The sequence below is a fragment of the Hydrogenophaga sp. genome, assembly GCF_022844385.1.
In the GTDB taxonomy this organism is placed as follows: domain Bacteria; phylum Pseudomonadota; class Gammaproteobacteria; order Burkholderiales; family Burkholderiaceae_C; genus Hydrogenophaga.
This window is the reverse complement of the sequence record NZ_JALHLX010000029.1, coordinates 15,417-33,501: the sequence shown is the minus strand read 5'-3', so window position 1 is coordinate 33,501 and position 18,085 is coordinate 15,417. Positions and strand designations below refer to the sequence as shown.

The 18,085-nt window shown below is 67.0% G+C and carries 13 protein-coding genes and 1 tRNA gene; 5 read left to right on the top strand and 9 right to left on the bottom strand.

Annotated features, from left to right (window positions below; translation table 11 throughout):
* Positions 1–3: 3 nt before the first annotated feature.
* Positions 4–91 (bottom strand) — tRNA-Ser (locus tag Q0C59_RS07965).
* Positions 92–206: 115 nt separating this feature from the next.
* Here Q0C59_RS07965 and Q0C59_RS07960 point away from each other — a divergent pair.
* Entirely contained in the window at positions 207–1,637 is a 1,431-nt protein-coding gene (locus Q0C59_RS07960; protein ID WP_291213883.1) for a HAMP domain-containing sensor histidine kinase, read from the top strand.
* 25 nt (positions 1,638–1,662) lie between these two features.
* Here Q0C59_RS07960 and Q0C59_RS07955 read toward each other — a convergent pair whose 3' ends face one another.
* The 7 genes from Q0C59_RS07955 to ppc form a co-directional block, all read right to left on the bottom strand.
* Positions 1,663–2,256, bottom strand: a complete 594-nt coding sequence (locus tag Q0C59_RS07955) for a response regulator transcription factor (protein WP_083239785.1) — start codon at positions 2,254–2,256, stop codon at positions 1,663–1,665.
* A 245-nt stretch (positions 2,257–2,501) separates the two neighbouring features.
* Positions 2,502–3,794 (bottom strand): tryptophan--tRNA ligase, encoded by a 1,293-nt coding sequence (locus tag Q0C59_RS07950; protein WP_291213880.1) that lies wholly within the window; start codon positions 3,792–3,794, stop codon positions 2,502–2,504.
* Entirely contained in the window at positions 3,795–4,463 is a 669-nt protein-coding gene (locus Q0C59_RS07945; protein WP_291213878.1) for a site-2 protease family protein, read from the bottom strand.
* A 64-nt stretch (positions 4,464–4,527) separates the two neighbouring features.
* Positions 4,528–5,163 (bottom strand): L-threonylcarbamoyladenylate synthase, encoded by a 636-nt coding sequence (locus Q0C59_RS07940; RefSeq protein WP_291213876.1) that lies wholly within the window; start codon positions 5,161–5,163, stop codon positions 4,528–4,530.
* A gap of 19 nt (positions 5,164–5,182) precedes the next feature.
* A complete protein-coding gene (locus Q0C59_RS07935; RefSeq protein WP_291213874.1) occupies positions 5,183–6,091 on the bottom strand; it encodes a DMT family transporter in 909 nt (302 codons plus the stop codon).
* Entirely contained in the window at positions 6,091–6,945 is an 855-nt protein-coding gene (locus Q0C59_RS07930; protein WP_291213872.1) for a 3',5'-nucleoside bisphosphate phosphatase, read from the bottom strand. Before Q0C59_RS07930 ends, Q0C59_RS07935 begins: the two co-directional genes overlap by 1 nt.
* 24 nt (positions 6,946–6,969) lie before the next feature.
* Positions 6,970–9,804 (bottom strand): phosphoenolpyruvate carboxylase, encoded by a 2,835-nt coding sequence (gene ppc / locus Q0C59_RS07925; protein WP_291213870.1) that lies wholly within the window; start codon positions 9,802–9,804, stop codon positions 6,970–6,972.
* Between the two features lie 151 nt (positions 9,805–9,955).
* On the opposite strand from ppc, the gene hemC reads away from it, so the two are divergent.
* From hemC to Q0C59_RS07905, 4 genes are read left to right on the top strand one after another with little or no spacing between them, the layout of a single operon-like run.
* Positions 9,956–10,909 (top strand): hydroxymethylbilane synthase, encoded by a 954-nt coding sequence (hemC, locus tag Q0C59_RS07920; RefSeq protein WP_291213868.1) that lies wholly within the window; start codon positions 9,956–9,958, stop codon positions 10,907–10,909.
* 4 nt (positions 10,910–10,913) lie between these two features.
* On the top strand, positions 10,914–11,774 hold the full coding sequence (locus Q0C59_RS07915) for a uroporphyrinogen-III synthase (RefSeq protein WP_291213866.1): 861 nt from the start codon (positions 10,914–10,916) through the stop codon (positions 11,772–11,774).
* On the top strand, positions 11,771–12,979 hold the full coding sequence (locus Q0C59_RS07910) for a uroporphyrinogen-III C-methyltransferase (protein ID WP_291213864.1): 1,209 nt from the start codon (positions 11,771–11,773) through the stop codon (positions 12,977–12,979). Before Q0C59_RS07915 ends, Q0C59_RS07910 begins: the two co-directional genes overlap by 4 nt.
* The gene (locus Q0C59_RS07905) at positions 12,979–14,289 is read left to right on the top strand and encodes a heme biosynthesis HemY N-terminal domain-containing protein (protein ID WP_366518816.1); all 1,311 of its coding nucleotides are present in this window, start codon (positions 12,979–12,981) and stop codon (positions 14,287–14,289) included. Before Q0C59_RS07910 ends, Q0C59_RS07905 begins: the two co-directional genes overlap by 1 nt.
* A gap of 97 nt (positions 14,290–14,386) precedes the next feature.
* Here Q0C59_RS07905 and Q0C59_RS07900 read toward each other — a convergent pair whose 3' ends face one another.
* Positions 14,387–17,578 carry an Rne/Rng family ribonuclease gene (locus Q0C59_RS07900; protein WP_291213862.1) on the bottom strand — a complete coding sequence of 1,064 codons (3,192 nt, stop codon included), beginning with the start codon at positions 17,576–17,578 and terminating at the stop codon, positions 14,387–14,389.
* Positions 17,579–18,085 lie beyond the last annotated feature (507 nt).

Here is an 18,085-nt window from a genome sequence, read left to right as displayed (position 1 = left end):
TTCTGGCGGAGAGGGTGGGATTCGAACCCACGGTACCTTGCGGTACGCCTGATTTCGAGTCAGGTACATTCGACCACTCTGCCACCTCTCCGGTGTTGGTCTTCGTCGCGAACCCGCAAGTATAGCAGTCAGGCAGACACTTGAAGCCGGCCCACCCGCCGCGCAAAGCCGGTGAGACAATGCCCCACCGCCGCTTCCATCACCCCATGCTCGTCGACACCCAACCCGCGACTTACCAGCACATGCCGGCTTCGCCTGAGGTGCGCGACCACTGGGTGAACTCCCAGCTCATCGGTGTGCTGATGGACAACATGGGGGCGTCGCTGCTGGCGGCCATGTTGTCTTTGCCAGTGCTGGTGTTCATGATGGCGGGCGATGTCAACACGCTGGGGCTGCTGGTCTGGACCGTGCTGATGCTGGCGATGCTGGTGTACCGCTACCGCCTGATCGGCATCTACCGCCTGCGCCACGACAGCCTCGAGGGTCCGCAGCGCATCACCTTCATCAAACGCTACCACTGGACCTGGGCCGTCATGGCGTTGCTGTGGGGCGGGCCGGTGCTGCTGAGCTACCAGCAAGCGCCGATTTCCACCCAGTTTGTGTGTGCTCTGGTGGTGCTCGGCCAGGGCTTGCTGACGCTCACTGCCTTCAGCGCCTACCTGCCGGTCTACCGTACCTACGCCAACGCACTCATGTTCTCGGTGCTCATGGGTCTGGTGATCGTCACGCTGGCGCTGCCCCAACCAGGCGGTTTCCTCCAGACCGGTCTGGTGCTCATGGCGCTGCTGGTGGCGTTCTGGGGCTTGCTGTTCATGACCGGCACGCGCATGCACGAGGTGCACCGGGCCAGTTTCGAACTGCAGTTCTCCAACCAGGAGCTGATCGACTCGCTGACTCTGCAGACACGCGCCTCCCTGCGTGCCGTGGCCACCAAGAACCGCTTCCTGGCGTCGGCTGCGCACGATCTTCGCCAGCCGGTGCATGCGCTGAGTCTTTACGCCGACTGGTTGGCCACCGAACCCGAGATGGCGCGCGACATCGCGCCGCGCATCCTGCAGTCCACACGCGCCATCAACGAACTGTTCGACTCCCTGTTTGACCTGACGCGCATCGACGCCGGCAACTACAAGGTGCGGTTGCAGCATGTGGATGTGGAGAAGCTGTTCGCCGACCTGTCGCTGCAGTTCGAGCCGGTGGCGGTGGGGAAGTCGCTGCGCCTGCGTTCACACACCCGACCCACCACCTTGTGGTCTGACCCGGTGGTGCTGCGCCGCATCCTGGGCAATCTGGTGTCGAACGCCTTGCGGCACACGCATCAGGGCGGGGTGTTGCTGGCCTTGCGACACCGCGAGGACATGCTGGTGTTCGAGGTGTGGGACACCGGCGTGGGCATCGCACGCGAGCATCAGCAGGCTATCTTCCAGGAGTTTTTCAGGGTGTCGCAACACCAGGGCACGGAGGACAGCCTGGGCCTGGGATTGACCATCGTGTCCAAACTGGCGTCGTTGATGGGATACCAACTGGCCCTGAGTTCGGAGGCGAACCGGGGAAGTGTGTTCCGGGTGATGCTGCCGGCCTTCACCCAGCAAGAAGCCGCCGGGCTGCCGGAGCCCACGGTGGTGCGCGCGGCGACCTGATCACAGGCCGCGTCGCGACGGTCCATCAAAGGTCAAGCAGGCCTGCGGTTCGGGCCAGGTGGCTGGCTTGCGAGCGGCTCTTGACGTTGAGGCGGCGGAACAGGCGCCACAGGTGCACCTTGACGGTGTGCTCGCTGATTTGCAGTTGTTCAGCGATGTCGCGGTTGCTCAGCCCCCGGTCCAGCATGACCAGCAGTTGTTTCTGGCGCTTGGACAGTTTGTCGGGAATGGTGGGGGCGTTCTCGTCTTCCACTTCTTCGGCCAGGAATTCGCGCAGCACCTTGGCAATCTGCGCGGCACCGGCCGACTTCTCCACATAGGCATCTGCGCCGGCTTCACGGGCGAGGTCTTCATAGTCAGAAGAAGGCGAAGCCGACAACACGATCAGGGAAGTGTCGGGCAGCATCTGCCGGACTTCGCGAACGCCCGAAACACCGTTGGTGTCGGGCAGCTTGAGATCGAGGCAGACCAGTTCGGGTTCGCCGTGTTCGGCGATGGCCTTGCTCACCGACGCCAGGCGTTCGAGTTCGATCACCTGGGTGGAAGCACGCAGGCGGCGAAGCAGCATGACGACGGCTTCGCGCATGAGTGGATGATCGTCAATAACAAAAATACTCATAACGGGCTGTGCTGGTAATAAATGGTTTCAACTGAAGAGCATATCGACAAGTTGGGGCTTTGGCGATAGCGGCCTCCGGCGAAATCGGGTCCGAAGTGGGACTTGCGGCACGGAAGGGATGTCCGTGAACGGCGCGGACCCGGATACCCCATATGGTACGCCGATGGTCCACGGCCGGTTGGCACGCGAACGGCTGCCCCGGAACCGGGTCTGCTGCGGCTTCATACAAATGTCCAGATGCCACATCAGACGCCTGGCTCGCTGAAAGAGCGCAGTGCTGTTTCCAACGCGCTGGCCTCGCCACGGCTGGCGATCTGGCTGGACAGCGCATCCAGCGCGGCGCTGCCCTCGCGCTGCAACTGCGCCATGGCCTGGGCTGCGGCGCGCGGAGCGGCAAAGCCGGTGCTTTGCAGCAGCAGGGCGCCTTGGGCATCCAGCAGCTTGAAATAGAACAGGCCGTCTTGCTCGCGGTACTGCTTGAAGGCGGGTGCGCTGGCCTTGCCGGCTTTGCTCGCCGCGGGTGCGGCCACCGTCTGCAGCGGCCGGAGTCCTACGGCATGACGCAGCCTGGCGGTGAAGGGTGTGGCGATGGCGCGGGCCTTGTCAGCGCCGGCCTTCAGGGTTTTTTCGATGCGCGCGGGTTCCTGGATGAGTTCGTCATAGACCGCCCGCATGGGCGCAATCTCCTGGTCCAGCCGCTCGAACAGGAGCTCTTTCGCTTCACCCCACGCAATGCCGTCGGCATAGGCCTTGGCCAGCGCAGCGGTTTCGTCGGGCGAGGCGAAGGCCTGGTAGAGCTGGAACAGCGCAGAGTCCTCGGTGGACTTGGACTCGCCCGGCGCGCGCGAGTCGGTCACGATGCCCATGATGAGTTTCTTCAGCTGATCGCGCGGCGCAAACAACGGGATGGTGTTGTCGTAGCTCTTGCTCATCTTGCGGCCGTCCAGACCGGGCAAGGTGGCCACATGGTCTTCAATGGCGGCTTCGGGCAGCGTGAAGTGTTCGCCATAGAGGTGGTTGAAGCTGGCGGCGATGTCGCGCGCCATCTCGATGTGCTGTATCTGGTCGCGCCCCACCGGCACCTGGTGCGCGTTGAACATGAGGATGTCGGCCGCCATCAATACCGGGTACATGAACAGGCCGGCAGTCACACCGGCGTCCGGGTCCACGTTGGCTGCGTTGTTCTTGTCGACCGAGGCCTTGTAGGCGTGCGCGCGGTTGAGCACGCCCTTGCCGGTCACGCAGGTGAGGAACCAGGTGAGTTCGGGGATCTCCGGAATGTCGGACTGGCGGTAGAAGGTGACCTTCTCGGGGTCGAGTCCGCAGGCCAGCCAGGTGGCAGCGATCTCCAGCGTGGAGCGCTGCACGCGTGCAGGCGCGCCCACCTTGATCAGCGCGTGGTAGTCGGCCAGGAAATAAAAACTCTCGACCTCGGCCAGCCGGCTGGCTCGCACGGTGGGACGCACCGCGCCCACGTAGTTGCCCAGGTGGGGCGTGCCCGAGGTGGTGATGCCGGTGAGGACGCGTTGGGTTTTCATTTAGAGGATGAGCATGCGAAGGGGGGTGAGCAGCACCAGGATGGCGCTTTCGGTGAGCATCATCAGCGGGCGCAGCCAGAGGTTGCCGACCACACCGCTGATGACCAGTGCCATCACGATGAAGAAGCCCCAAGGCTCCACACGCGAGACCAGCTCGGCCTGGCGCAGGGGCAGCAGGCCCACCAGGATGCGGCCGCCGTCCAGCGGGGGCAGGGGGAAGAGGTTGAAGGCGAACATGACCAGGTTCACCAGCACGCCGGCGCGGCACATCTGCAGGAAGAAGGGTTCCTGGGTGCCTGTGGCCACCAGCACATACAGCAGGATGGTCCAGGCGATGGCCTGGAGCAGGTTGGCGCCGGGACCTGCGAGGGCCACCCACACCATGTCGCGTTTGGGGTTGCGCAGCCGCCCGAAATTCACCGGCACCGGCTTGGCGTAGCCGAACAGGAAGGCGCCCGCCGTGGCGAAATAAAGAACGAGCGGCATTGCGATCGTGCCGACCGGGTCGATGTGCTTGACCGGGTTGAGCGTGATGCGTCCCATCAGTTCGGCCGTGCGGTCGCCGAAATGCCTGGCTGCGTACCCGTGCGCCGCCTCGTGCAGCGTGATGGCGAACAGCACCGGTATGGCGTAGATGGCAACGGTTTGAACGATCTGGGCGAAATCCATGGAGGGTGCGCTGGGAGCAAACGCGTATTGTCCCAGAGTGGGCGAACGCTCCCGGCGGGCGGGCTCAGAGCCCCAGCGGGCCGAGTGCTCCCTGGCCCTGGCGAATCACCTCAGGCTCACCGCCATCGCCCATCGGGGTGAGGTCTATCACTGTGGTGGCTTCCAGCGCACAGGCGCCGGCATCGATCACACCAGCCAGTTCGTGCTGCAGGTGTGCGCGGATCTCCTGCGCGTCGTTCAGCGGGTCGGTCTGGCCCGGCAGGATCAGCGTGGTGGACAACAGCGGTGCGCCGTGCAGACCCAGCAGCTCCAGCAGGGTCTTGTGCTCGGGCACGCGCAGGCCGATGGTTTTGCGCGAAGGATGGCTCAGCCGCCGCGGTACCTCTTTGCTGGCCTCCAATATGAAGGTGTAGGGCCCGGGTGTGGCGAGTTTCAACAGCCGGTACTGGCGGTTGTCCACCCGCGCGTAGCTGGCGAGTTCGCTCAGGTCGCGGCAGATCAGGGTGAGGTGGTGCTTGTCGTCCACCTGGCGGATGCGGCGCAGCCGGTCGGCGGCGGTCTTGTCGTCCAGGTGGCAGACCAGTGCATAACTGGAATCGGTGGGCACGGCCAGCACGCCGCCGCGCTCAAGCAACTGGACGGCTTGTTTGAGCAGGCGCGGCTGGGGATTGTCGGGGTGGACTTCGAAGAGCTGGGACATGAAGCGATTGTGATCCCGCTCAAGCCTCGGGCTGTTCGACGGGCAAGCGGCGATCGCGTGCGGTGAGCCAGCTGGCCGTAGCGCCACAGAGCACGATCATGCCGATGCCGGCGAGCTCCAGCGGGCCGGGTGCGTGGCCGAACACGGCCCAGCCGCACAGCATGGCGAATCCGATCTGGGTGTACAGGTAGGGGGTCAGCGTGGACGCCGGGGCTCTTGCAAATGCGAGGATGAGCAGGAAGTGCCCCACCGTGCCCATGAGGCCGATGAGGCACAACAAGGCGAAGGTGCGTGCATCCGGGATGACCTGCCACACGAAAGGCAGCGCCAGGCTGGCCATCAGCGCGCCGACCCAGCCGGTGTAGAAGTGCATCGTCATCGGGTCTTCGGTGCGCGCCATCTTGCTGGTGAGGATCTGGAACCAGGCGTAGGTGAACACCATCACCAGCGGTAGCAGGCTGGCCCAGCCGATCACCTCCCTGCCAGGCTGCACCACCAGCAGTGCACCGGCAAAGCCGCCAGCGACCAGCGCCCAGCGCAGTACCGACACGTCTTCCTTCAGGAACAGCGCCGCCAGCAGGGTGACCGCCAGCGGTGAGATCATGATGATGGCCGTGAATTCACCCACCGGCATGAACTGCACGCTGACGAAGGACATGATGCTGACCATGAGCAGCAGGCACCCCCGCAGCACCTGGTAGCGGGGGTGCGCGGTCTGCCACAGCCGCCGTCCGCGCAGCGGCAACATGATGGCCGATACAGCCACCGCATGAAAAACGTAGCGGAACCAGACCGCCACCAGCACCGAGACGAATGCACCCACGTACTTGACGGTGGTGTCGAGCACCGCAAAGCAGGCCGTGGCCGCAATGAGGAAAGCGATGCCCAGCAGGGCGTGCGCCGGGGTGCGGCGTGCCGGTTCGGGCATCAGTGGATGCGCGATTGCAACAGCTCCCACACCGGCGTGACGCTGCCGGGCAGGTCGGGCAGTTTGCCCAGGTCCATGTGGCTCTCTTCCGGGCTGTGGAAATCGCTGCCGCGCGAAGCGACCAGACCAAACTCCTGGCAGTAGCCGGCGTACTTGACGTAGTCGGCCTGGTTGTGCGCACCGGTCATCACCTCCACGCCCTGACCACCGTGGCTCTTGAACTCGGTGAACAGCGCGAACTCTTCGTTGGGTGTGAGTTTGTAGCGGCCCGGGTGGGCAATGACGGCCACGCCGCCTGCCTGCGTGATCCAGCCCACTGCGTCGGCCAGCTTGGCCCAGCGGTGCGGCACGAAGCCGGGCTTGCCTTCGGTGATGTACTTGCGGAACACATCGTTGGTGTCCTTGCTGACCCCGATCTCGACCAGGTAGCGTGCAAAGTGTGAGCGCGAGATCAGCTCGGGGTTACCCACGTACTTCAGCGCGCCTTCGTAAACACCCTTGATGCCCACGCGGGCGAGGTCGTCGCTCATGTCGCGCGCGCGCTGTTCGCGCCCGCCGCGCGTGGCCCGCAGCCCGGCCAGCAGGGCAGGGTGTGTGTGGTCCATGCCCAGGCCGACGATGTGCACCGTGATGTTCAGAAAGCTCACGGAGATCTCGACGCCGGTGAGGTAGCTCATGCCCACCTCGTGCGCTGCGGCCATGGCGCGGTCTTGACCTCCCAGCTCGTCGTGGTCGGTCAAGGCCCACAACTCGACACCGTTGGCCCGCGCGCGCTGTGCGAGCGCTTCGGGCGTGAGGGTGCCGTCGGAGACGACGGAGTGGCAGTGCAGGTCGGCGTTGGTCAAGGTGTTCACACGTGGATTTTAGGTTTTACCCGTTCACCCTGTGTTCCTGAGGCCAGCCGCAATGCCGTTGATGGAAATGTGGATGCCGCGACGCACGCGTTCGTTGCGGTCGGCGTCGTTTTCGCCAGCGCGGTAGCGCCGCACCAGCTCCACCTGCAGGTGGTGCAGCGGGTCGATGTAGGGGAAGCGGTGGCGCATGGAACGCTGCAGTGCGGCGTTGTTCACCAGGCGCTGTTTTTCACCGGTGATGAGCGCCAGCGCATCGGCGGTGCGGTGCCACTCGGCTTCGATGGCGGTGAACACCTGTTTGCGCAGGCGCTTGTCGGGCACCAGCTCGGAATACAGCGAGGCGAGCGCCAGATCGCTCTTGGCCAGCACCATGTCCATGTTCGAGAGCAGGGTGCTGAAAAACGGCCACTGCTTCACCATCTTCTGCAGCAGCGCCTTTTGCGCAGCCACGCCCTTGGGGCCGTCGCGGTGCAGGAAGGTGTGCACCGCGGTTCCGAAGCCGAACCAGCCCGGCAGCGTGAGGCGGCACTGGCCCCAGCTGAAGCCCCAGGGAATCGCGCGCAGGTCTTCAATCTTTTGCGTGGCCTTGCGCGAGGCCGGGCGCGAGCCGATGTTGAGCTCGGCGATCTCGCGGATGGGTGTGGCGGCAAAGAAGTACTCGGCGAAGCGCGGGGTGTCGTAGACCAGCGCACGGTAGGCCGCCATGCTCTGGCGCGAAAGCTCGTCGGCGGCGGTCAGGAAGGCTTTGGGCGCGTTGCGCGTGGACTGCAGCAGCGTGGCCTCCAGCGTGGCGGCCACCAGGGTTTCGAGGTTGCGCCGGCCGATCTCGGGGTTGGCGTATTTGGAGCCGATCACCTCGCCCTGTTCGGTCAGGCGGATCTGGCCGCGCACGGTGCCGGGGGGCTGCGCCAGGATGGCCTGAAAGCTCGGGCCGCCGCCCCGTCCAACCGTTCCACCTCTTCCATGAAACATTCGCAATTGAATGGGCTTGTCGCGACCTTGGTTGAGCGAGTCGAACAACTCGACCAGCGCGATCTCGGCCCTGTACAGCTCCCAGTTGCTGGTGAAGATGCCTCCGTCCTTGTTGCTGTCGGAGTAGCCGAGCATGATGTCCTGCTCGCAGTAACCCTCCGCCGTGCCGCGCTCGACCATGGGGCGCACACCGGGCAGGGCCAGGTACTCGCGCATGATGGGTGCGGCATTGCGCAGGTCTTCGATGGTCTCGAACAGCGGCACCACGATCAGATCGCAGACGGCGTCGTCATTCAACGTGCCGCGCATCAGGCCGGCTTCCTTCTGCAGCAGCAGCACCTCCAGCAGGTCGCTCACGGTTTCCGTGTGGCTGATGATCGCGTGGCGAATGGCCTGCGCGCCGAATCGCTCGCGCCCGCTGCGCGCGGTGTCGAAGATGGCCAGCTCGCCCAGTGTGTGCGCCGAGTAGGCGACACCCGGCACGCGCAGAGGCCGCGCGTCGTTCAGCTGGCGCAGCAGCACGGTGCGTTTGCCGGCTTCATCCAGTCCCGAGTAGTCCGGCTCGATGCGGGCTGCGGCGAGCAGTTCGGCCACCACTTCTTCGTGTTTGTCGGAGCTTTGTCGAAGATCCACTGTGGCGAGGTGAAAACCGAACACCTGCACGGCACGCATGAGCGGCCGCAACCGCGCGCGCGCCAGTGCTTCGCCATGGTGCGACTTGAGCGAAGCCTCGATCGTGCGCAGGTCCCCCAGCAGCTCGGCGGCGCTGCGATAGGCGTCCTGTGGCGCGATGGCGTGGCGGGCTGCTTCGCCGCCGGTGAGTGTCTTGAGCGTTGCCGCCAGGCGTGCGTACATGCCGGTGAGTGCACGGCGGTAGGGTTCGTCCTGGCGGTGGGCGTTGGTGTCCGGCGAGCGTTCGGCCAGCGCCTGCATGGCCGGGCTCACGCGGGTGAGCATGGCCGAGACCGACAACTCGGCGCCGAGAAAGTGCAGTTGCGTGAGGTGGTGGCGCAGCACCATGTCGGCCTGGCTGTGCAGCGCGAGTTCGAGTGTTTGCGCCGTCACGTTGGGGTTGCCGTCGCGGTCACCGCCAATCCACTGGCCCATGCGCAGGAAGGGCGCGATCACGGCTGCCTCGCCGGCTTCGCCCAAGCCCTCCTCAAGATCGCGGTACAGGCGCGGGATCTGCGTGAGGAAGGTGGCCTCGTAGTAACTCAGCGCGTTTTCGATCTCGTCGGCCACGGTGAGCTTGGTGAAGCGCAACAGGCGGGTCTGCCAGAGCTGGGTGACGCGGGCCCGGATCTGCGCCTCGATGTCGGCGCGCTCGCGTGGCAGGCGTTCCTGCTCGTCGCGCTCGCTCAACAGGCGCGCGATGGCGCGCTCGGCATCCAGAATGCTCTTGCGCTGTACTTCCGTGGGATGAGCCGTGAGAACCGGCGAGATGTGGCTGTGCGCGAGCGTGTTGACGATCTCGTCGGGCTGGATGCCGGCCTTGTGCAGGCGCTGGAGCGTGCGCGCGAGACTGCCTTCCTGCAGATCACCCGCGCGCTCGTGTACCGCGCGGCGTCGGATGTGGTGTCGGTCTTCTGCCAGGTTGGCCAGGTGGCTGAAATAGGTGAAGGCCCGGATCACGCTGACCGTCTGGTCCCCGCTGAGGCCCTTGAGCAGCTTCTTCAGTGCCTTGTCGGCCGACTGGTCGTCGTGCCGGCGAAACGCCACCGAGAGCTGGCGGATCTGCTCGATGAGGTCGTAGGCCGCCTGGCCTTCCTGTTCGCGGATCACATCGCCCAGGATGCGCCCGAGCAGTCGGATGTCGTCGATGAGGGGCTGGTCCTTGTCGGCGCGGCTGCTGGGTCGGGTGCGGGTGGGCGCGATCGTTCGGCTCATGGTGTTGGTAGATGGGTGGCCTGCCGACAGGGCCGGGTGATCTGGGGAAAACCCGGTGGAAGGGCCATGCTAGCATCCAAAAACACCCTTCCCGGTTACGGACCGGGTACCAACTTCGCGGCTTGTTCCGCCCCTGTTTTCCTCAAGTTCCATGCCCACTTCCACCTCCCTGGCCATCACCATCGCCACCCGCGAGAGCCGCCTGGCGCTGTGGCAGGCCGAACACGTCAAGGCCTTGCTGGAAGGTCTGGGTCACCGCGTCACGCTGCTGGGCATGACCACGCTGGGCGACCAGATCCTGGACCGCAGCCTGTCCAAGGTCGGTGGCAAAGGCCTCTTCGTCAAGGAACTCGAAGTGGCGCTGGAAGAAGGCCGCGCCGACATCGCGGTGCATTCGCTCAAGGACGTGCCCATGCAACTGCCCGAAGGCTTTGCGCTGGCCTGCGTGATGGAGCGCGAGGACCCGCGCGACGCCTGGGTGTCGCCGCACTGCGCAGGCTTGGCCGAGCTGCCGGCGAACGCGGTGGTGGGCACCTCCAGCCTGCGCCGCCTGGTGCTGCTGCGCGAGTCGCTTGACCGGCTGGACCGCAGCGATGTGCGCATCGAACCGCTGCGCGGCAATCTCGACACGCGCCTGCGCAAGCTCGACGAAGGTCAGTACCACGCCATCGTGCTGGCGGCGGCCGGCCTCAAGCGCCTGGGCCTGGGCGAGCGCATCCGCCACATCTTCGAGCCGGCCGACTCGCTGCCCGCTGCGGGCCAGGGCGCCCTGGGCATCGAGGTGCGCGCCGATCGGCAAGACCTCATCGATGCCCTCGCACCGCTGGCACACACCGCCAGCTGGCAACGCGTGGCGGCCGAGCGCACCGTCTCGCGCGCCATGGGGGGAAGCTGTTCCATGCCGCTGGCGGCCTATGCGGACTGGCAGGCCGACGGCAGCTTGCAGCTCGACGCGGCCTGGGGCGACCCACTTGGTCAGCAAGCGGTGGTGCGGGTGAGCGGACAGGCACGCGTGCAGAACCTGGCCGAGGCCGAAGCGCTGGGCCAGCGCGTGGCCGCCGACCTGCGCGCGGCCGGCGCCACACCGCCGCCGGTGGAGGTCTGAAGCCTTGAATGACACCACCGCCCGGCGGCCCGAACCCGGCCGGGTGGCGCGGCTGATCGTCACGCGGCCCGCGACCGAGGCGGCGCACTGGGTGCAGGTGCTGCACACCCACGGCTGGCCCGCCCATGCCTTGCCCCTGATCGACATTGGTGAGCCCAGCTCGGCCGAGGCCAGGGCCGCGTTGCAGGCCTGGCGGGCCCACTGGCAGCAGGCCAATGCCCTGATGTTCGTCAGCGGTGCGGCCGTGAGCCACTTTTTTGCCGAGGGCGTGGCGCCGCCCACGTCCCCGATCGCCACCCGCTTCTGGGCGCCGGGCCCCGGCACCGCGAGCCAACTGGCCCAGGCGCTGACCACGCTCGGTGTGGCGGTGGACCGCATCGACTCGCCTCCCGAAGACGCAGCCCAGTTCGACTCCGAACACCTCTGGCCGGTAGTGGCCCCGCAGGTGCGCGCCGGCAGCCGCATCCTGATCGTGCGCGGCCTCTCGGTGGACGCGCCACCCGGCGCCGGGCCGGTGGCCGGCAACGGGCGCGACTGGTTGATCCACCAATGCGAGGCCGCGGGTGCCCGGGTCGACGGTTGCGTCGCTTACGAGCGCCGTCCGCCGGTGTTGGGCGAGGGCGATACGCAGCGCATGCTTGAGGCCACCAAGGCCGGCAGCGTGTGGTTGTTCAGCAGCTCCGAAGCGCTGGCGGCGTTGCGTGTGTTGCAGCCGCAAGCGCAATGGAGCGCCGCCACGGCGCTGGCCACGCACCCGCGCATCGCTCAGGCCGCGCGCGAGACCGGCTTTGGCCGTGTGATCGAATCACGTCCCAGCCTGAACGAAGTGTTGCGCGCCCTAGAATCAGAGCGGTCCGCATCATGAGCTCCAACCAACCGCTTCCACCCCCCACCGACACCACGGCACCCGTTGTTGTGGAGAGCGCGCCCGCGCCCTCACCGGTGCGCCGCGCCGGGCAGGGGCTGGTGTGGATGGCCCTGTTGCTCGGTGCGCTTGCACTCGTGTTCACCGGTCTGCTCTGGCAAAAGCTCAGTTTCACGCAGCAGGAGCTGGCCCGCCGGGTGCAGGACAGCGGTGCGCAGGCCGTGGAGGCCCGCACGCTGGCTGCGCAGGCCGAAGCACTGGCGCAGGAACTGCAGGCCCGCCTGACTGTGGCCGAAGTGCGCCTTTCCGAGGTGAGCCTGCAACGCAGCCAGCTCGAAGAACTGATGCTCTCGCTCTCGCGTTCGCGCGACGACAACCTGGTGCAGGATCTGGAGTCTGCCGTGAAGCTGGCGCAGCAGCAGGCCCTGCTCACCGGCAGCACACAGCCCATGGTGGCGGCCCTGCGCGCGGCCGACCAGCGCATTGCGCGCGCTGCCCAGCCGCGACTCAACCCGGTGCAGCGAGCCATCGCACGCGACATCGACCGCATCCAGGCCGCTCCGTTGGCCGACATTCCGTCGCTGGTCTTGCGCCTGGACGAACTGGCGCGGCAGGTGGATGAATGGCCGGTGCGCAACCAGGTGGGCCACCAGAAGACTGAGCCCGTTGCCAGGCCCGCGAGCCCTGGGCCAGCGCCCACCGCAGCGAACGAACCCGCCCCCGCAACGGCAGCACCGAATGAGACTGCTGCTGCCACGCCCCCACCGATCGACAGCACCGACGCTGCGGCCCGTGATGGAGGTTTCAGCGATGGCTGGAGCCGTGTCTCCGGTTGGTGGAGCGCGCTGTGGACGCGCACCTGGGCCGAGCTCACCCGCAGTGGCCGCGAACTTGTTCGCGTAAGCCGCATTGACCGCCCCGAAGCCGCGCTGCTCGCGCCGGAGCAAGCCTTCTTCCTGCGCGAGAACCTCAAGCTCAAGCTGCTCAACGCCCGGCTCGGTCTGCTGGCCCGCCAATGGACCACAAGCCAGGCCGACCTGCTGGCGGTGGAGCTGGCGATCGAGCGCTACTTCGACACCAGCGCTTCGCAGGTGGCCAGCGCACAAACCCTGGTGGCCCGCTTGCGCCGCGACCTGGTGGCCACCGACGTGCCGCGCCCCGACGAAACCCTGGCCGCGCTGGCCGCCGCCGCGGGAGGCCGCTGATGCGCAGCCGCCAGCGGGGTGCGATGCGCAGCGTGTTCTGGCTGCTGGGCCTGGCGGCGGTGGCGGTCGCGCTGGCGCTGCTGGTCGGACACAACGCCAGCACGGTCACGCTGTTCTGGCCACCCTACCGGTTCGATGTTTCCTTCAACCTGGTTCTTTTTTGCCTGGTCGCCGGCTTCGTGCTGCTGCACGCTGCGCTGCAGGCCATCAGCGCCATCCGAGATCTGCCCATGCGCGCCCAACGCTGGCGCAGCCAGCAAGTTGAACGCTCGGTGGTGGGCTCGGTCATGGACGCGCTGGCGCACCAGCTCGCCGGGCGGTTTGTGCGCGCGCAGTCCGCAGCACAGCATGCACTGGATCAGCTCAAGTCGGTCTCGCCCAACCAGTGGCCGCGCCGCGACCAGTTGCAGGTGCTCGCACACCTGCTGGTGGCCGAAAGCGCGCAGTCACTGCAGAACCGCGAGCGGCGTGACGAAAACCTGCAGGCCGCGCTCGACCCGGCCCTGGCCAAGGGGGCGCCCGATGCATCCGAAGGCGCCCTGTTGCGCGCTGTGCGCTGGGCCGTGGAAGACCGCGACGTGGAAGTCGCGCGCAGCCGCCTGGCCGAGCTGCCTCAAGGCGCGGGCCGCCGCATCCAGGCCCTGCGTCTGAAGCTGCGGGTGGCGCGCCTGGGCGGTGCGACAGAAGAGGCGCTCGAAACCGCGCGCCTGCTCGCCAAACACAAGGCGTTTTCACCCGAAGCCTCGCGCAGCATCGTGCGTGGGCTGGTGCTCGACGCCCTGCGCGAAGCCCACGACATGGCCCAGCTCGAAACGGTGTGGAACGGTCTGGACGCCAGCGAACGTGCCATGCCCGAGCTGGCGCTGGCTGCGGCGCGGCGCGGCAACCAGCTGGTACTGCAACACAGCGATATCGACGGTGAAGAGGCCCGGGCGGTGGCCGAACGCCTGCGCGCTTGGCTGGAGCCGCTGTGGCAACAGTTCGACGCCCTGGAGCCCGCGCAGCAGCGGCAACTTGTCATGGCTTTCGAGCCCGGCTTGCCGCAGCTCGACAGCGCCTGGCTCGCGAAACTGGAACAACAGCAGCGCAGCTCGCCCAACAACGCCTTGCTGCAGTACCTCGCCGGGCAGGCCTTCATGCAGCGCCAGCTGTGGGGCAAGGCCAGCCAGTTGCTCACCCAGGCCAGCCACGGCTTGCGCGACGCCGCGCTGTTGCGCCGCACCTGGCGTTCGCTGGCCCGTCTGGCTGAAGAGCGCGGTGACGAAGCGGCGGCGCAAGCGGCCTGGAAACAGGCGGCCCAGCTCGACTGAACAGGCATCGGCGAGCACGCAAAAGAAAAGCGCCCGAGGGCGCTTTTCTTTTGGTTGATGCACCGCCAGGCGTCGGGCGCCTGACGGTGATTCCCGATCAACGTGTCTCGAAAGGCAGTTGCATGTCGCGCAGGTCCTTGCGCGTTTCGACCAGCACCAGCGGGCCATCGTCCAGCACCACCGCCGGCTTGGGCTCGCGCGGCACATGCACCGGCTTGGGCTCGGCCGCGATCGCGGCCTGCACCTGCGCCACCTTGTCGGCGTTGGAGTTGACCCACTCCAGACCACTGGCCTGGGCAACCTGCTGCATCTCGTCCAGGGGCAGCGAGAAGCTGGCGACCTTCGGCAGACCGCGGGCCGCGGGGGCCTCGACCACCACCGGTGCGGCGGGCTTCGGTGCAGGCGCGCGGGGAGCGGGTGCGGGAGCGGCCACCGGGGCCGGGACGACCTCGGGAGCGGCCACCGGCGCCATCACGGCAGGTTCCATCACCGGTGCCGGGGTGGCCTGTTCCATCACTGGAGCTGCCATCGGCGCTGCAACTGGCGCCGCCACCGGAGCAGTAGCGGCCACAGGGGCTTCGTTCATCACCGGCGCAGGCACATCCACCGGCAGGCTGAAGTAGCTGCGCGTTGGGGCTTCGTCCACCGGCTCTTGCGAAACCATCGGCGTTGAAGCGGCGGCAAAGGCCACTTCGCTGGCGGGCAGCTCGGCGGGTGCCTCGCCTTCGCCGCCTTCGGAGGCACCGTTGGCATCGCGTGGGCCGCGCTCGCGCCGGTCGCGGCCGTAACGGTCGCGGCTGCGGCGTTCGCGCGGGGCCCGTGGAGCGCCGTCGCCGCCTTCAACCAACTCACCTTCGCGCGGTGCGTCGGTGCCGTTGTCGGCTTCCTGCATGACCGGTGCTGCGTCACCTTGGGCAGCGGGGACCTGGCCCTCGGCACCTTCGGCCGGGCGGCGGCGGTTCTCGCCACCGCGTCCGCCACGACCACGGCGCTGGTTGTCGCCGCCTTCGTTCGTTTCGCCGGGTGCAGTGGCTGGTGTGCCGTTCACCAAGTCGGCTGGCGCAGCGCCGTCCACCGGTGCGGCGTCGCGGCGGTTGTCGCGGCGACCATCGCCCCGGCGACCTTCGCCCCGTTCGCCACGGCCTTCGCTGCGACCATCTGTGCGAGGCTCGCCACGCGTTTCGTTGCGGCCTTCGCCACGCGGCTCACCGCGGCCTTCGCCCCGGCGACCCTCGCCCCGGCCTTCAGCACGGCCTTCCGGGCGTCCTTCCACACGGCCTTCGGCGCGCGGTTCGCGGCCTTCGACCGGGCGGCCTTCGCGAGCACCGTCACGGCCACCGCGACCGCCTTCGCGACCACCTTCACGCTGACCACGGCCCTCGGCGCCGCCACGTCCACCGCGGCTGCGACCATCTCGGCCGCCTTCACGGCCACCTTCGCGTGGGCCGCGACCTTCGGCGCGCTCTTCGCGGGCACCGGGCTTGGCGGCCGGCGCGGCCACGGCCGGCTTGGGCGCCACGGGCGGAGCGTCAACACCGCCGAACAGGCTCTTGAGCCAGCCGAAGAAGCCTTTTTCAGCCGGTGCAGCGGCCACGGGGGCTGCCACGGGTGCGGCAGCCGCTTTGGCGACCACAGGCGCGGCGACCGGTGCCACCACCTCGGGGCGGGGCGCCGCCACAGGCGCGGGACCGTCGGGCAACACGCCCTTGATCACGGGTTCCTGCTTGTTGGTGCGTTCCTGGCTGCGGCGGGTGAAGCCGGTGGCCTCGTCCGGCTCATCGGCCAGTTTGTAGCTGGCGTCCAGGTTGTCCAGGCGCGGGTCGTCGTGCTTGAGGCGCTCGAGCTTGTAGTTGGGCGTGTCCAGCGATTTGTTGGGCACCAGCAGCACGTTGATGCGCTGCTTGAGTTCGATCTTGGTGATCTCGGTGCGCTTCTCGTTCAGCAGGAAGCTGGCCACTTCAACCGGCACCTGCACCAGCACGGCGGCCGTGCTGTCTTTCAGCGACTCTTCCTGGATGATGCGCAGGATCTGCAGCGCCGACGACTCGGTGTCGCGGATATGGCCCGAGCCACCGCAGCGCGGGCAGGGGATGGACGAACCTTCGTTCAGCGCGGGCTTCAGGCGCTGGCGGCTCATTTCCAGCAGGCCGAACTTGCTGATGGCGCCGAACTGCACGCGGGCGCGGTCCTGGCGCAGCGCGTCGCGCAGGCGGTTTTCCACGTCCCGGCGGTTCTTCGACTCGTCCATGTCGATGAAGTCGATCACGATCAGGCCGCCCAGGTCGCGCAGACGCGCCTGGCGGGCCACTTCGTCGGCGGCTTCGAGGTTGGTGCGGGTGGCGGTGTCTTCGATGTCGCCGCCCTTGATGGAGCGGGCCGAGTTCACGTCCACGGCCACCAATGCTTCGGTCTGGTCGATCACGATGGCGCCGCCGCTGGGCAGCTGCACGGTGCGGCTGTAGGCGGTTTCGATCTGGTGCTCGATCTGGAAGCGCGAGAACAGCGGTGCGTCGTCGCGGTAGCGCTTCACGCGATGGCCGTGCTCGGGCATCACGTGGCTCATGAACTGGTGCGCTTGTTCAAAGATGTCGTCGGTGTCGATCAGGATCTCGCCGATGTCGCCATTGAAGTAGTCGCGGATCGCACGGATCACCAGGCTCGATTCCTGGTAGATCAGGTAGGCGCCCTTGCCGCCCTGGGCTGCGCCGTCAATGGCGTTCCACAGCTTGAGCAGGTAGTTCAGGTCCCACTGCAGCTCGGGCGCGTCGCGGCCGATGCCGGCGGTGCGCGCGATGATGCTCATGCCGTTGGGGTACTCCAGCTGGTCCAGCGCCTGCTTGAGTTCCTGGCGGTCTTCGCCTTCGATGCGACGGCTCACGCCACCGCCGCGCGGGTTGTTCGGCATCAGCACCACGTAGCGGCCGGCCAGGCTCACGAAGGTGGTGAGGGCTGCGCCCTTGTTGCCGCGTTCTTCCTTCTCGACCTGGACCAGCAGTTCCTGGCCCTCGCGGATCACGTCGTTGATGCGGGCCTGGTTGACCGGCACGCCGGCGGCGAAATACTGGCGCGAGATTTCCTTGAACGGCAGGAAGCCGTGGCGGTCTTCACCGTAGTCCACGAAGCAGGCTTCCAGCGAAGGCTCGACGCGTGTGACGACGGCTTTGTAGATGTTGCCCTTGCGCTGTTCGCGCCCTTCGATTTCGATTTCGTAGTCGAGCAGTTTTTGCCCGTCCACGATGGCCAGCCGGCGCTCTTCGGCCTGCGTGGCGTTGATCAGCATGCGTTTCATGATGCGATTTCCTTCGTTCAAACACACAAGGACACCCGGGTCGGAAGACCACAAGCGTCAACTCGCCGTGAACCAGCGGAAAAAGCGAACGGGGGAGGAATTGCCGGAGAGCCGTTGACCCGCGGTTCGGGGGAGGCGTTCAACACAGGCAGGCACCGAGGTGCCGCGTCGAACCGCCAGGTCAGGGCGTAGGCGCGTGGAGTTGGGTGAGCAGGGAAGGCTGGATGGCTGTCAAAGACATGGATCTGGCCGGGTTATCTCTGTGTTCACTTTGTCCTCGACCAGCTTCTCTTTGGAAAGCTGGTCGATTGGGGTATTCCGTAATCGGGTTCGCTGTTTTCATCAACTGGTTCGCCCGCGGCGTCGACCGCACCTTGACCGCACCAGGATTCCAAGGGGAATGACTGCGGATGCGGTGGGGAGTGCCGGGTGCTGCGGGTGGCAACCATCTCGCGTCGGTCTCCCGCCTTGTCGGGCCGGGAGGTCTGCGCCGTCAGTGCGTGCCTT

Bases quoted from the DNA above. Each gene is read 5' to 3' on its own strand.
- Q0C59_RS07960 (WP_291213883.1), top strand. From the start codon at position 207: ATGCTCGTCGACACCCAACCCGCGACTTACCAGCACATGCCGGCTTCG.
- Q0C59_RS07945 (WP_291213878.1), bottom strand. From the start codon at position 4,463: ATGGATTTCGCCCAGATCGTTCAAACCGTTGCCATCTACGCCATACCG.
- Q0C59_RS07955 (WP_083239785.1), bottom strand. From the start codon at position 2,256: ATGAGTATTTTTGTTATTGACGATCATCCACTCATGCGCGAAGCCGTC.
- hemC (WP_291213868.1), top strand. From the start codon at position 9,956: ATGCCCACTTCCACCTCCCTGGCCATCACCATCGCCACCCGCGAGAGC.
- Q0C59_RS07910 (WP_291213864.1), top strand. From the start codon at position 11,771: ATGAGCTCCAACCAACCGCTTCCACCCCCCACCGACACCACGGCACCC.
- Q0C59_RS07940 (WP_291213876.1), bottom strand. From the start codon at position 5,163: ATGTCCCAGCTCTTCGAAGTCCACCCCGACAATCCCCAGCCGCGCCTG.
- Q0C59_RS07950 (WP_291213880.1), bottom strand. From the start codon at position 3,794: ATGAAAACCCAACGCGTCCTCACCGGCATCACCACCTCGGGCACGCCC.
- Q0C59_RS07935 (WP_291213874.1), bottom strand. From the start codon at position 6,091: ATGCCCGAACCGGCACGCCGCACCCCGGCGCACGCCCTGCTGGGCATC.
- Q0C59_RS07905 (WP_366518816.1), top strand. From the start codon at position 12,979: ATGCGCAGCCGCCAGCGGGGTGCGATGCGCAGCGTGTTCTGGCTGCTG.
- ppc (WP_291213870.1), bottom strand. From the start codon at position 9,804: ATGAGCCGAACGATCGCGCCCACCCGCACCCGACCCAGCAGCCGCGCC.
- Q0C59_RS07900 (WP_291213862.1), bottom strand. From the start codon at position 17,578: ATGAAACGCATGCTGATCAACGCCACGCAGGCCGAAGAGCGCCGGCTG.